General features: G+C 64.4%; 11 protein-coding genes. 5 read left to right on the top strand and 6 right to left on the bottom strand.

Features of this window, described 5'->3' with window-relative positions; all coding sequences use genetic code 11:
• Positions 1 to 52: 52 nt before the first annotated feature.
• Both RFA01S_RS25465 and RFA01S_RS25460 read right to left on the bottom strand, forming a co-directional pair.
• The gene (locus RFA01S_RS25465) at positions 53 to 1,345 is read right to left on the bottom strand and encodes an MFS transporter (RefSeq protein ID WP_027496175.1); all 1,293 of its coding nucleotides are present in this window, start codon (positions 1,343 to 1,345) and stop codon (positions 53 to 55) included.
• On the bottom strand, positions 1,342 to 2,979 hold the full coding sequence (locus tag RFA01S_RS25460) for a class I adenylate-forming enzyme family protein (RefSeq protein ID WP_052060879.1): 1,638 nt from the start codon (positions 2,977 to 2,979) through the stop codon (positions 1,342 to 1,344). Before RFA01S_RS25460 ends, RFA01S_RS25465 begins: the two co-directional genes overlap by 4 nt.
• Positions 2,980 to 3,132: 153 nt before the next feature.
• Between RFA01S_RS25460 and RFA01S_RS25455 the strand changes: the two genes are divergently transcribed.
• The 3 genes from RFA01S_RS25455 (at position 3,133) to RFA01S_RS25445 (ending at position 6,069) form a co-directional block, all read left to right on the top strand.
• Positions 3,133 to 3,762 (top strand): TetR/AcrR family transcriptional regulator, encoded by a 630-nt coding sequence (locus RFA01S_RS25455; RefSeq protein ID WP_032408202.1) that lies wholly within the window; start codon positions 3,133 to 3,135, stop codon positions 3,760 to 3,762.
• Between the two features lie 82 nt (positions 3,763 to 3,844).
• On the top strand, positions 3,845 to 5,053 hold the full coding sequence (locus RFA01S_RS25450; protein ID WP_032364698.1) for an acyl-CoA dehydrogenase family protein: 1,209 nt from the start codon (positions 3,845 to 3,847) through the stop codon (positions 5,051 to 5,053).
• The gene (locus RFA01S_RS25445) at positions 5,050 to 6,069 is read left to right on the top strand and encodes a phosphotransferase family protein (protein ID WP_032408123.1); all 1,020 of its coding nucleotides are present in this window, start codon (positions 5,050 to 5,052) and stop codon (positions 6,067 to 6,069) included. The genes RFA01S_RS25450 and RFA01S_RS25445 overlap by 4 nt, the downstream gene beginning before the upstream one ends.
• Positions 6,070 to 6,084: 15 nt before the next feature.
• On the opposite strand, the gene RFA01S_RS25440 is transcribed toward RFA01S_RS25445, so the two are convergent.
• The gene (locus tag RFA01S_RS25440; protein ID WP_032408203.1) at positions 6,085 to 6,987 is read right to left on the bottom strand and encodes a glycoside hydrolase family protein; all 903 of its coding nucleotides are present in this window, start codon (positions 6,985 to 6,987) and stop codon (positions 6,085 to 6,087) included.
• A gap of 112 nt (positions 6,988 to 7,099) precedes the next feature.
• Complete coding sequence (locus RFA01S_RS25435) at positions 7,100 to 8,707, bottom strand: diguanylate cyclase domain-containing protein (protein ID WP_032408124.1); 1,608 nt, start codon at positions 8,705 to 8,707, stop codon at positions 7,100 to 7,102.
• A 191-nt stretch (positions 8,708 to 8,898) separates the two neighbouring features.
• Between RFA01S_RS25435 and RFA01S_RS25430 the strand changes: the two genes are divergently transcribed.
• A complete protein-coding gene (locus RFA01S_RS25430) occupies positions 8,899 to 10,056 on the top strand; it encodes a beta-ketoacyl synthase N-terminal-like domain-containing protein (protein WP_032401216.1) in 1,158 nt (385 codons plus the stop codon).
• Between the two features lie 56 nt (positions 10,057 to 10,112).
• Here the strand turns inward: RFA01S_RS25430 and RFA01S_RS25425 are convergent, their stop codons facing one another.
• Complete coding sequence (locus RFA01S_RS25425; RefSeq protein ID WP_027496168.1) at positions 10,113 to 10,316, bottom strand: zinc-ribbon domain-containing protein; 204 nt, start codon at positions 10,314 to 10,316, stop codon at positions 10,113 to 10,115.
• A 108-nt stretch (positions 10,317 to 10,424) separates the two neighbouring features.
• Complete coding sequence (fdhA, locus tag RFA01S_RS25420) at positions 10,425 to 11,642, bottom strand: formaldehyde dehydrogenase, glutathione-independent (protein ID WP_027496167.1); 1,218 nt, start codon at positions 11,640 to 11,642, stop codon at positions 10,425 to 10,427.
• Between the two features lie 207 nt (positions 11,643 to 11,849).
• Between fdhA and RFA01S_RS25415 the strand changes: the two genes are divergently transcribed.
• Complete coding sequence (locus tag RFA01S_RS25415; RefSeq protein ID WP_051365070.1) at positions 11,850 to 12,860, top strand: aldose epimerase family protein; 1,011 nt, start codon at positions 11,850 to 11,852, stop codon at positions 12,858 to 12,860.
• Positions 12,861 to 12,868: the final 8 nt, after the last annotated feature.

The raw sequence follows: 12,868 nt of genomic DNA, 5'->3' as shown, positions 1-12,868 counted from the left end.
GTAGAGCACCGCGCAACACCACCGGCGTGTCGTTCGAGTCGGCCGGTCCGAGTCAGACGTCCTCGAGCCGGATGCCTTTGGTCTCCTTCATGTAGAAGCAGGCGACTCCGGTCAGGGCAGCGAGGAACATGATGTACACGCCGAAGACCCAGCCCAGATCCAACCCGAGGAACAGCTGGTTGAGATACGGTGCCGTTCCGCCGAACACCGCCACCGAGAACGAGTAGGCGAATCCGATTGCCTGCGTGCGGAGTCGGGTGGGAAAGCTCTCCGACAACGTCGACGACAGAATCGAGGCCGGGACGGCGATGACGAGCAGGGCCACCGTCGACGGCAGTAGCAATGACCACCACTGCGTCGAGATCAGCATCGTCAGCGGGATCTGCAGCACGAACATCAGCACGGCGAATGCCGCCAGCATCGGCCGCCGACCGATCGAATCCGAAAGGCGACCGAAGAACGGTAGCGACACCAGCGCTATCAACTGCGCGACGACGAGCATCCAGTAGGCGGTGTCCGGGTTCATCCCGCGCTGCGTGATGGCGAACGTCGACACGTAGGAGGTCCAGGTGTAGTGCGCCGCCGTGATTCCCGACGTCATTCCGATCATCAACACGATCGCTTTGACGACGGTCTTACGCGCGATCGGTTCTTGTTCGACCTTGTTCTGCTCCGAGTCGAACACCTCGCTCTCGTCCATGTTCTTGCGCAGGTAGAGAGCGAACAGAGCGAGGAGCGCGCCGAGGAGGAAGGGGATGCGCCAACCCCATTGCCCGACAGCAGAATCCGACAGGGTGGAGGTGATGACGCCACCCACTGTGTATGCGAGAGCCGATCCACCGAAGATGGCGACGAACGCGACGCTGCCCCACATGCCACGTCGGTTCGGTGGTGCGATCTCGCCGACGTAGGAATACGCCGTCGCCGACTCGCCGCCGTGCGCGAAACCCTGCATGACGCGTGCGAGCAACAGCAGTACCGAGGCCCAGGCCCCGATCGCACCGTAGGTGGGCATGATGCCGATCAGCAAGCTGCCGGTTGCCATCATCAGCATCGTGGTGACAAGGACGAACTTACGGCCCTTCTTGTCCGCGATTCGTCCGAACACGATGCCGCCGAGGGGCCGCATCAGGAATCCGACGGCGAACACCGCAAGCGTGGACAGCAATGCCGAGACAGGATCGGCCTGGCTGAACATGGCCGCCGCGATGAACGGGGCGAACACTGCGTAGGCACTCCACTCGTACCATTCGAGTACGTTGCCTATCGTGCTGGCGAACAGCGATTTCTTCCGTGAGGAAATATCCGGTGCCGAGCGGGTGTCGTGCGATGATCCGACAGTCATGGAGTGCCACTTTCGATCGAATTATTTTTCACAGGAACAGGTTTGAGTGCTGCACGTCGAATCTTCCCGGTCTGGGTTTTGGGAAGTTCGTCGATGATGTGGATGGATTTCGGACGCTTGTACGCGGCCAGTCGTTCACGCGCGAAGGCCATCAGTTCATCCGGCGTCGTGGTGGCGTCGCGCCGGAGTGACACGTACGCCACCACCGATTCCCCTTGATAGTCATCCGGCCTGCCCACCACAGCGGCCTCGAACACCGCAGAATGTTCGTAGAGCGTGTCCTCGACTTCCCTGGGCCAGACCTTGTATCCCGACACGTTGATCTGATCCTTGAGTCGGTCGACGAGATACACCCAGCCGTGGTCGTCGATGATTGCCACATCTCCCGTGCGAAGACGGCCGTCTGGCATCGTCGACTCGGACGCGTCCGGATTGCGCCAGTAGCCCGAAACCACCTGCGGACCCGAGATCTCCAGTTCCCCTGGAAGTCCCGGGGGTGTCGGCCGGCCCGAAGGATCGAGCGTTCGTAACGTCACGCGCGGAAGAGGCAACCCGACGGAGAGTGAACCGCTGGCCGCGTCCACCGGCGCGCGCACGCCGGGTGGCACGGCAATGACTCCCGCCGTGGTTTCGGTCATCCCGTATGCGTTGTGGATGTAGCAACCGAATTGGGACTCGAACGCGGCGACGGTGGCGGGCGGAATAGGTGCGCCTCCGGAATACAACGCCTTCACCGACTCGAAGTGGGCCCTCGTCGCACCCTCGGTTGCGGAGATCGCGTTGAACACCGTGATCGAACCGATGGTGTAGGTGACACGATGCTCGACGACAGCGTCGAGAGTGACTGCCGCGTCGAAACGATGCGCGAACACGAGCATGCAGTCGCGGATCAGGGCCACCGCCGCGTCGAGCATCGCGCCGGTGATGTGAAACAGCGGTGCGACGGCAAACACGACGTCGCCGTCGTCGAGACCGGCCCGTTCCCCGAAATCGAGGGCAGTCGCGAAGGCGTTCGCGTGCGAGATCTGCGCGCCTTTCGGCGGACCCGTGGTTCCTGACGTGTAGGCCAGTAGCGCGAGATCGTCCGGCTCGGGATCGATTTTGGGGAAAGATCGACCACGGTAGCGGTCGATCAGACCCATCAGATCGTCGTCGGGCCGGGGTGTCACGCGTGACGTCGACGCAAAAACTCGTGGGTCGTCGCGTGTCTGCAGGTCCAGTCCGCTGGTGCTCACGAGCAGTCGAATCGAACTGCCGCGCAACGTCGCCCCCACAGAATCGAGATCGTGTTCGTCGCAGACGAGCGCGACAGGTTCTGCATCGTCGATCAAGGTGCGAAGTTCACGGTTGCGGTACATCGGGTTGAGGATCAACGCGACCGCCCCGATCTTCCACAGCGCGAGGAACGTCAAGGCGTACTGCGGAATGTTCTGCAGATAGATGCCGACGCGATCGCCCTGTGACACTCCCCGATCGAACAGTGCGGCGGCAAGTGCATCGGACGCCTCGTCCACCTCGCGCACCGTGAGCACGGCGTCGAAGTACGCCAGCGCCGGCCGGTCCGGGGTGTCGGCGACTCGGCTACGCCAGGCGTCGAGAACAGTTGCAGGCCCGGTCGCGCTGTCGAGGGTCATGAACGGCCCTTCCGCTCGAGCAGACTTTCGGCCCATACGGACCGACCGAACACTCGTTCGGTCTGCTGTCTCGATAGTGTTGCGGATCACAACTTTGGTGTCAACCCGGTGCGAACGCCCGGCCCAGTTCGCTGCGCCCTCTACGGTGATCGCATGACCTCGATCGGCGACTGGCGAACATACGAGGGCGCGGCACTGTCCCCAGCGCTGGCGTCGGCCTTGCGCATCTTCGTCGAGCAGGGCTACCACGGCACGTCGGTGCGGCAGATCGCCGCGGGTGCCGGCTTGTCGGTTCCCGGTCTGTATCACCACTTTCCGTCGAAGCAGGCCCTCCTGGTCGGCATCATGAATGCGTCGATGGACGAACTGTTGCACCGGACTCGATCGGCCATGGACGGGGCGGGTTCGTCGCCGAAGTACCGATTCGACGCGGTCGTGGAGTCCTTGCTGCTGTTCCATATCCATCGCCGCGATGCCGCGTTCGTGTGCTCCACCGAGATTCGCAGTCTCGAGCCGGCCAACCGCGCCGCCTACATCGCCAAGCGCGACGAAGAGCAACGACTGCTCGACGCCATCGTCACCGACGGAGTCGAGTCCGGGGTCTTCGACACCCCGCACCCCGCGGATGCCGGCCGGGCCGTCACCACGATGTGCATCGGAGTGGCCACCTGGTACCGACCCGATGGCCCGCTGACGCCGGCCGAACTGGTCGAGGTGTACCTCGATATCGCACGCCGAACGGTCGGTGCCGCGACCGGCAGAGGCACTGCACAGAGGACATGAGTTCCTTGACCGGAACCTGCGTGTATGCCAGTCTTCAAGGGACCGAGCGAGTGTTCGGTCGGTATCGACCAGGGAGTGCAGAATGGCCATCGACCTCACCTTCGACGCAGACGTCGAGAAGCTGATCGACCGAACGCGGACGTTCACTCGCGAATACGTGCTCCCGATCGAGGATCGGTTTCTGGGCAATATCGCCGACGCAGGCGGCGACGGCCTCCGGGTCGAGATGCAGTCCGCAGCCAAGGAAGCGGGCGTGTTCGCACCGCACGCACCCGTCGAATACGGCGGGCACGGTCTGTCGATGAGCGACCGCGCACCGGTGTTCGAGGAAGCGGGCTACTCCCTGTTCGGCCCCATCGCACTCAATCTCGGTGCACCCGACGAGGGCAACGTCCACATGCTGGCGCACATCGCATCGCCGGCACAGAAGGATCAATTCCTCGCCCCTCTCGCCCGCGGCGATCAACGATCTGCATTCGCGATGACCGAGCCGGCACCGGGTGCCGGCTCCGATCCCTCGGCCCTCACCACTGCGGCCGAACGGACCGACGGCGGATGGAAGATCAACGGACACAAGTGGTTCATCACCGGAGCCGACGGCGCAGGGTTCTTCATCATCATGGCCCGTACATCCGGAAAGCCGGGTGACCGAGGCGGAGCCACGATGTTCCTCGCCCCGGCCGACACACCGGGCATCACGGTCGGCCGTCATATCGGCACCCTGGACAAAGCCATGATCGGCGGGCACTGCGAGGTGTTCTTCGAGAACGTCTTCGTGCCCGACGAGAACGTTCTCGGGGCCGTCGACGAGGGCTTCGCCTACGCCCAGGTGCGATTGGGGCCCGCCCGTATGACCCACGTGATGCGGTGGCTCGGAGCCTCCAGACGGGCGCACGACATCGCCGTCGCCCAGGTGGCTAAGCGCGAAGGGTTCGGCGGCAAGCTCGGCGATCTCGGCATGATCCAGAAGATGGTCGCCGACAACGAGATCGACATCGCCGCATCCCGTGCCCTGTTGATCAAGGCCTGCTTCGAGCTGGATCGCGGCGGCCACGCGAGCAACGAAACCTCCATCGCCAAGACGTTCGCAGCCGAGGCCATCTTTCGCATCGTGGACCGCAGCATCCAGATGTGCGGCGGGCTCGGGGTATCGGACGACCTGCCACTGGCACGGCTTTCGCGCGAAGTACGTCCGTTCCGGGTCTACGACGGCCCGTCGGAAGTGCATCGCTGGGCCATCGCAAAACGAGCGGTCGGGGCAGCGAAGCGCGCCGCACAGGAGCAGTCATGAGTGACCTACCGGGCATGAACCGCGTTGCTCTGGAACGATTCCTGCGTGCCGAGGGCATCGATGTCGACGGTGAGCTGACGGTCGAGATGATCAGCGGCGGTCGCTCCAATCTGACGTACAAGGTGTACGACGACACCTCGACGTGGGTGGTTCGTCGGCCCCCGACCAGTGGCCTGACCCCGTCGGCGCACGACATGGCCAGGGAGTGGGCTGTGACCGACGCGCTCGCGTCCACCGCGGTGCCGGTGGCCGAGACCGTGGCCTTCGACCGAGAAGGTGCCGTACTCGGTGCTCCGATGACGGTGGTCCGTTTCGTTCCCGGGCGCGTCGTGCGCACACGCGAGGATCTGCGCGATCTGACCGACGAGCAGGTCGCCGACAACGCCGCCGAATTGGTGCGAGTGCTCGCCGAGCTGCATGCCGTCGATCCTGCGGCCGTGGGTCTCGAAAAGTTCGGTCGCCCCGACGGTTTCGTTGCTCGACAGGTAGCCACGTGGGCGCGTCAGTGGCAGACGGTGAAGACACGGGAACTACCCGACGTCGACCGACTTCACCGCGCCCTCGAAGCCGCGGTGCCCACCCGATCGGCGGCGTCCATCGTGCACGGCGATTTCCGGGTCGACAACACGATTCTCGATGCCCAGGACGTAAGTTCTGTTGCAGCCGTGGTGGACTGGGAGATGTCCACACTCGGCGATCCGTTGACCGATGTGGCGCTGATGTGCGTGTACCGGCAACCCGTGTTCGATGCCGTTCTCGGTGCCGACGCAGCCTGGACGAGCGACCGCTACCCATCGGCGGCGGATCTGGTGCAGCAGTACGCCGTTCGATCGGGCCGTGAGATGGACAACTGGGGCTTCTACGTGGCGTTGGCCAACTTCAAGCTCGGTGTGATCGGTGAGGGCATCACCCACCGCGCACTGTCGGGCTCCGATACCGGTGCCGGAGCACGCAACGCCGCCGAAGCAACTGGAGAATTCATCGCGGCCGGCCTCCGAGCATTGTCGGCGGGCTGACCGCAGAAGCTGTTGCTAAGCAGCTTCTCTCATGATGCCGATGTGGCGAACGATTCCGGACAGCGCCGGAAGCTCCTGAGGTGCGGACCAGCCGTTCAGGTCGGCGCTGTCGGAGTAGAAGTACTTCTGGTTCGTGTAGTCGTCGTAGTACAACCGCCAGGTACCGTCGGGCAACTCGACGACGGCGGGCCCTTCCTTCAACGGGCCGAAATCGCGGAAGGTGAGGTCCCGAACGTAGGGACCACCCAGAGCGGGCGCGATCCAGTGTTCGATGACCTTGTTGCTCTCACCTTTGGTGAAGGCGTGGTAGGTCGACCCGGCCTTCACCACCGTGGTGTCGATGTGGTCGTTGATGATTCCCACCAACGGAACCGGCGAGCTCCACGTCGTCAGGCCGGGATCGGTCGCCGTCATGAGATACGGCACGAACCCTCCGCCGGCAGACAACGACACGATGATGCTGACGCGGTCGCCCTCGACGAACCACTCCGGTGCCCACGCCTTGGTGGTGAACGGGGACAGAGACGGGAGTTCCGAGGACCCCGCCGAGCCGGTACCCGCCCCGGTCCCGGGCAGCAGCAGGCAGCAGAACGGGATCGGAAGGTTCTGCAAGAATTCCCAATCCACCCGATTTGCGCTGCGCGCAAAGCCGATTTCCGCGCCGCCGCCCGTCGTATATGTCACGTAGTACATACCGTCGGCGGCTCGAAAGATGCTGGAGTCACGAACCACACCGGAGGGCGGCGTGTACGCGGCGGTCTCGACCGTGGTGAAGTCCGTTCCGTTGCTGGACTGGTACACGTCCATGTTGCGATCGCTGTCGTTACTGAAGGCCACCATGGTGTACGTGACCGCAGGCGCAGCGCTACCCGACCCCGCTGCGCCGAACAACAGCCCGACGGCGGCGGCGAGCGTCATGGGAATGGCGAGGGTGTGCTTGCGCAGGGGCCTGATCACCGCTGAAGTATGTACGACGCACGAGCCCCACGAGTAACAACAGTGCACAGTCGTGCCTGTTCGTTACCGAACCCTACGACTGTGCCGAGTACTGAGACACCGGCTTGGCCTGATACATCTCGTGGTCGGCATCGTCGAGAATGTCCAAGGCAGTGCGAGAATCACCACTGCCGACGGTCACGCAGCCGATACTGGCGGTCACCGTCAGTTCTCGGTCTGCCGTCGTGATCGGGGTTGCGAGTTCCGCCCGGACGTCGTCCGCCTCCGACCCCACACAGCACGGCACCACAGCCACGAATTCGTCACCGCCGATGCGTCCGACGAATGCGTCGTCGGGCAGAGCCCGCGTCAACCGCGCGGCCACGATACCGAGTACGGCATCACCGACCGTATGTCCGTGCAGGTCGTTGATGGTCTTGAAGTTGTCGAGGTCGATGAACAACACCGCCATGGCATCCTCCCGACTCGACCGGGACAGCTCCTGGTCGAGCCGCGCCAGAATCAGCGGGCGATTGGGAAGCCCGGTGAGGTCGTCGTGTGTTGCCGCGTGTTCGAGCTTCATGCTCGTCCGATAGGCATCGGTGACGTCGACGAACGTTGCCACGATCGAGGGTGACGGGCCGCCGAAGTTGAGCATGGTCGCGGTCAGAGACAGCCAGAAATGTCGTCCGTCCCGACGGCGTTCGACTCCGATCACCGATTGGCTCGGCTTCCCGGTTCTGCCCGTGACGGCCACGGGGTGTTCGAGTCGCCGAATGGGTTGCTGATCGGTGCCGTACACCCGGAACGGCAGCACAGCGGACTGTCCCGTCGTCGCCGATCCCACCTGGATGTCGAGGATCGTCTTCGCCGCGAGGTTCGCCGACGTGATGCGACCGGCGTGGTCGAGTACGACGACACCTGCCTCCAGCGATTCCACCACGGCGGTGTAATGCTCCTCGGCCCGGCGGACGGCACTCTGGTCGGCGCAGACCAACACCCACCCGTCGGGCATCTGGGCCGCGGAGACCACCATCGCCAACGCCGTCCCGTCCGCGCGCAGATGCGAGTCCCACAGCCGGCCGCCGGCCGCGAGAATGGCCACCGGGTCGCAGGGCACCCCCACCGCATTCGATACGGAGAGGCCGAGCACATCTGCTGCGCGCCGTCCGTAGACCGACTCCGCGGCAGGATTCCAACTGGACACGACCCCGTCGGAGGACACCCCCACGATGGCGTCGCTGACGTGCTCGACCAACGCGGCTTGATAGTGCAGCGCCTTCTGTGCGGCCTTGTGTTCGGTGAGGTCGCGAAGGATGACCTGAAATGCAGGTTCTCCGTTCCACACCGTGCGGACCGAGACCGCCTCCATGGTCAGAGTCGATCCATCGAGGGCGAGTACCTCCGCCTCGGAGGCCGAACTGGCGGTTCCGTGCACGTCCAGGGCGGCGATGCGCTCGAGCATCGGCCCGATCGACGCGGCCGCGATGAAGTCGGTGATCGGACGGCCCACCACCGCGCCGAGACTGTCGGCGCGCAGATACCGGAGCCCCGCAGGGTTGACGTAGACAAGGTTGCCTCGCCGGTGGACGACGATCGCGTCGGGCGAGTGTTCGATCAGAACCCGATAACGATCTGCGAGACCGGGCGACCCGGGATCGGCTTCGGGGTCGCCGACGACGTCGCGCTCCCCTGGGGCCATCTGCGGTCCTCGCGTTCGTAGGCGGTCTGTCGACACTCGATTCAACCACTTCTGTGTGCCGAGCCGGAATCTTCTGCACGGTTCGATGCTTATGTCCGTTTTCCGACTGGACCCAGTGCTTGTTTGCGGGGCTAAATCGAGGAACCAGCCGAAAACGGCTCATACAACTCGAGAAGGAACGGGAATCGATCATGACATCTCACGGCATCGACATCAGTGGGATCGGCGCAGTGTCCGGCTACGGCTGGGGTACGGCCGCATTGTGGACCGGTCTGGCCAGCGGTAAGGCTGCCGCCACCTTGCACCACAACCGGTCACACCCGGGCCGCAACCCGGTGTGGCTTGCCAAAGTGCCCGACGGCGGACAGACCGACGACGGCACCAGCCGCTTCGGCCGCGCACTGCGCGGCGCCGCACGCGAGGCCATCGACGACGCACTCGCTCGGGGCTGGCGGCCCGGTCGGCGGGTCGGTCTGGTGCATGCGGTCGTCCTGGGTGAAGTGGACGAGTGGCGCAACTTCTATCTGGAGGACGGCGGTGTGCGGCGGGTGCGCGACTACCTGACGCTGATGCCGTCGACCCCGGTATCACTGCTCATGCAGGAGCACGGATTTCACGGCCCGGCGATGAACGTCTCGGCCATGTGCGCGTCGGGCAACGCCGGCCTTCTCACCGCCAAGATGTGGCTCGACACCGGCTTCGTCGACGACGTCGTCTTCGTCGCCACCGACCTGTCTCTGACGCCGGAGAACATCGACCATTTCGTCGCGCTCGGCGTCGGGGTGGTCGACGTGGAACCTCAGGAGGGCTGCCGACCGTTCCAGGAAGGTAGTCGTGGGTTCGGAATGGGCGAAGCAGCAACAGCTTTCGTACTCACCAACCGTAGCGATGCTGCGTACGCGCGGGTACTGGGCGGTTCGATGACTCACGACGCGTTCCACGCGACGTCCATCGACCCGGCCCTGACACAGGTACGGGACTGCTTCGAAGCCGCCTTGACGGACGCCGGTGCCACGGCGTGCCAGGTGCGCTACCTCAATGCGCACGGGCCAGGCACCGCTCAGTGCGATGCCGCGGAAACGGAGATGCTGGAGACGGTGCTCGGCTCACACGCGCAGGTGTATTCGGTGAAGCCGCTCACCGGGCATTGCCAAGGCGCGGCGTCGGCCGTCGAAACCATCTCTGCCGTCATGGGATTCGATCGCGGACTGGTTCCTGCGGCCCCACAGGTCTCCGACGGACACCCGCTGTTGCTCGACGGATTCACCGCGGCCGAGCCAGGTCTGACGATGAAATCCTCACTGGGAATGGGAGGACACAATTCGGTGGTGGTGCTGGCTCCTGCGTGAGCGACGGTCTGCCGGATGGTTCGCGCGCCCGCACCGTCACGGGCGCGCGAGCCCGTTCAGATCGACACCCCGGCCCCACAGATTCCGCATTCCTCGAACTCGACGCGTTTCCACCGCGCAACCGGGACGAAGAACAGCGTGAATTGCTGGTATTGCTTCATTCTCGCCCACTGGGTCGTGTTGTGGCACCGCGGGCAGTTTCGCGTTGCGCCAGGGCCGACGTGTTTGCGCTTGCTGCCGAAGCCGAAGAGTAGGAACATCATCCAAGCATAGGTGGCTCGAACGGCTGCCGGACTCGGCGCAGCAGTCGTTCGAGCCACCCTCGCGTTCCGAGGCGGTGGCTCGAACGAGTGCTGGGCCGAAAACTGTCAGCTCGCGATCATGCCGTGCGGGTCGATGACGAATTTCTGTGCGACTCCGCTGTCGAATTCACGGTAGCCGCGCGGTGCGTCGTCGAGAGTGATGACCGTTGCGTTCACCGCCTTCGCAATCGACACTCGTTCTTTGAGAATGGCATTCATCAGTTCCCGGTGATAGCTCATCACCGGGCACTGCCCGGTGGCGAACGAGAGCGACTTCGCCCAACCGGTGCCGAGGCTGAGCGAGAGAGCGCCACGCTGTGCGGCCTCGTCCACGCCGCCCGGATCGCCGGTGACGTAGAGCCCGGGAATTCCGATGCCACCGCCCGCCGTGGTGATGTCCATGAGCGAATTGAGCACCGTGGCAGGTGCCTCGTGGGACGAGTCTCCGCCGTGCCCGCGGGCCTCGAATCCCACCGCGTCCACCGCAGCGTCGACCTCCGGGACACCGAGGATCTGTTCGATCTGATCCTGCGGCGCGCCCTTGCCCACGTCGACGGTCTCGCAACCGAACGTTCGCGCCTGTGCCAGCCTGTCGGCGTTCATGTCGCCGACGATCACCACCGATGCGCCCAGCAATTGTGCGCCGACTGCGGCCGCCAGACCGACCGGGCCCGCACCCGCGATGTACACCGTCGCACCGGGTTTCACGCCCGCGGTGACCGCGCCGTGATATCCGGTCGGGAAGATGTCGGAGAGCATGGTCAGGTCCAGGATCTTCTCCATCGCCTGATCCCGGTCCGGGAACTTCAGCAGATTGAAGTCCGCATACGGTGCCATGACGTATTCGGCCTGCCCACCCACCCAACCGCCCATGTCCACGTAACCGAACGCAGAGCCAGGTCGATCCGGGTTGACGTTGAGGCAGATACCGGTCTTGCGCTCCTTACAGTTTCGGCACCGTCCGCAGGCGATGTTGAACGGAACGGAGCAGATGTCGCCGACCTTCAGAAATTCGACGTCTCGCCCGACCTCGACGATCTCGCCGGTGATCTCGTGCCCCAACACCAGACCCTCGGGTGCCGTCGTGCGTCCACGGACCATGTGCTGGTCGCTGCCGCAGATGTTGGTCGAGACGACCTTCAGGATCACGCCGTGTTCGCATTTACGGCCGACATTGGCCGGATTCACGCCGGGGCCATCGGTCAATTCCAGGCCCGGAAATGCGATGTCCTGAACCTCGACTTTGCCTGGTCCGGCGTACGTCACTGCTCTGTTGTCTGCCACGATTTCTCCTGTTCGACGGTGTCCGGCTGCGATCGACAGACCGAGCTCCCCTGCGCACCAACTGTTTTCATCTCATCGAGCCAGTCGATACGCAGTGAAGTGGCCTGCATCACACCATAGTATGCGCACCTGCGAATACACGGTGTGTCGCCCGCCGCACGAAGCAATCCGGGGGCCGATCTCACTCCACGGAGCTATCGTCGACCGGTGCCCACCGACGACGCTCACAACGAGACCATCACCATCGGACGTTCGCCCGGGGTGGAGGTGGAGGTACTCCCCTACGGCGCGACCATGCAACGAATGTCGGTGACCGGAGGAGACGGCGAGCGCCGCGACGTTCTCGTCGGCGTGGCGGGCGAGCGCGAGCTTCGTTCGTCCACCGCCTATTTCGGCTCCACCGTCGGCCGGTACGCCAACCGGATCAAGGACGGCCGGTTCGAGATCGACGGACAAGCGGTGCAACTGACGATCAACGACGGCACCAACCACCTGCACGGCGGAACCGACGGCTTCGACTCACGACCCTGGACGGTGATCGGGCGATCACCGGATTCGGTCGAGTTCGAGTTGATCAGCCCCGACGGTGATCAGGGCTACCCGGGTGAAGTCCGTGCGCGGGCCCATTTCTCCGTCACGACCGATCGCGTGCGGTTGGAGTCGACGGCGACGACCACCGCGCCGACGGTGGTGAACTTGACCTCGCACGCTTATTTCGATCTCTACGGACACGGCATCGACGATCACACCCTGCAGGTGTTCGCCTCGACGTACACCCCGGTCGACACCGAGGGAATCCCGACCGGTGCCGTCGATTCCGTCGACGGCACCGCGCTGGATCTGCGCAGGCCCGGACGGGTCGGAGACCTGGCCCGAGCCACTCATCCGCAGCTGCGGACCGCCCGCGGTGTCGACCACAACTTCGTCGTCGACGGTACGGGGCTTCGGCGTGCGGCAATCCTGAGCTCCGAGCGCAGTCGAACGACACTGGAATTGTGGACCGATCAGCCCGGCGTGCAGGTGTACACAGGCAACTTCCTGAACGGCAGCGATGTGTCCCGACGCGGCTCGATGCTGCGCCAAGGCGACGGCATCGCACTCGAACCCCAGCTGTTCCCCGATTCACCGAATCACCCGAACTTTCCCTCTGCGGTGCTGCGACCGGGCCAGACGTACCGGTCCGTGATCGAGTGGAGATTTTCTGCAGTTCACGCTTGAGTGAACGC

The sequence above is a fragment of the Rhodococcoides fascians NBRC 12155 = LMG 3623 genome, from assembly GCF_001894785.1.
Lineage (GTDB): Bacteria > Actinomycetota > Actinomycetes > Mycobacteriales > Mycobacteriaceae > Rhodococcoides > Rhodococcoides fascians.
Note: the sequence above shows the minus strand (reverse complement) of the source record. Positions and strands in the feature narration are given on the sequence as shown.

What these genes read in the sequence shown, in the direction of transcription:
- RFA01S_RS25465 (WP_027496175.1), bottom strand. Translation starts at nt 1,345, where the DNA reads ATGACTGTCGGATCATCGCACGACACCCGCTCGGCACCGGATATTTCC.
- RFA01S_RS25460 (WP_052060879.1), bottom strand. Translation starts at nt 2,979, where the DNA reads ATGACCCTCGACAGCGCGACCGGGCCTGCAACTGTTCTCGACGCCTGG.
- RFA01S_RS25455 (WP_032408202.1), top strand. Translation starts at nt 3,133, where the DNA reads ATGACCTCGATCGGCGACTGGCGAACATACGAGGGCGCGGCACTGTCC.
- RFA01S_RS25450 (WP_032364698.1), top strand. Translation starts at nt 3,845, where the DNA reads ATGGCCATCGACCTCACCTTCGACGCAGACGTCGAGAAGCTGATCGAC.
- RFA01S_RS25445 (WP_032408123.1), top strand. Translation starts at nt 5,050, where the DNA reads ATGAGTGACCTACCGGGCATGAACCGCGTTGCTCTGGAACGATTCCTG.
- RFA01S_RS25440 (WP_032408203.1), bottom strand. Translation starts at nt 6,987, where the DNA reads ATGACGCTCGCCGCCGCCGTCGGGCTGTTGTTCGGCGCAGCGGGGTCG.
- RFA01S_RS25435 (WP_032408124.1), bottom strand. Translation starts at nt 8,707, where the DNA reads ATGGCCCCAGGGGAGCGCGACGTCGTCGGCGACCCCGAAGCCGATCCC.
- RFA01S_RS25430 (WP_032401216.1), top strand. Translation starts at nt 8,899, where the DNA reads ATGACATCTCACGGCATCGACATCAGTGGGATCGGCGCAGTGTCCGGC.
- RFA01S_RS25425 (WP_027496168.1), bottom strand. Translation starts at nt 10,316, where the DNA reads ATGTTCCTACTCTTCGGCTTCGGCAGCAAGCGCAAACACGTCGGCCCT.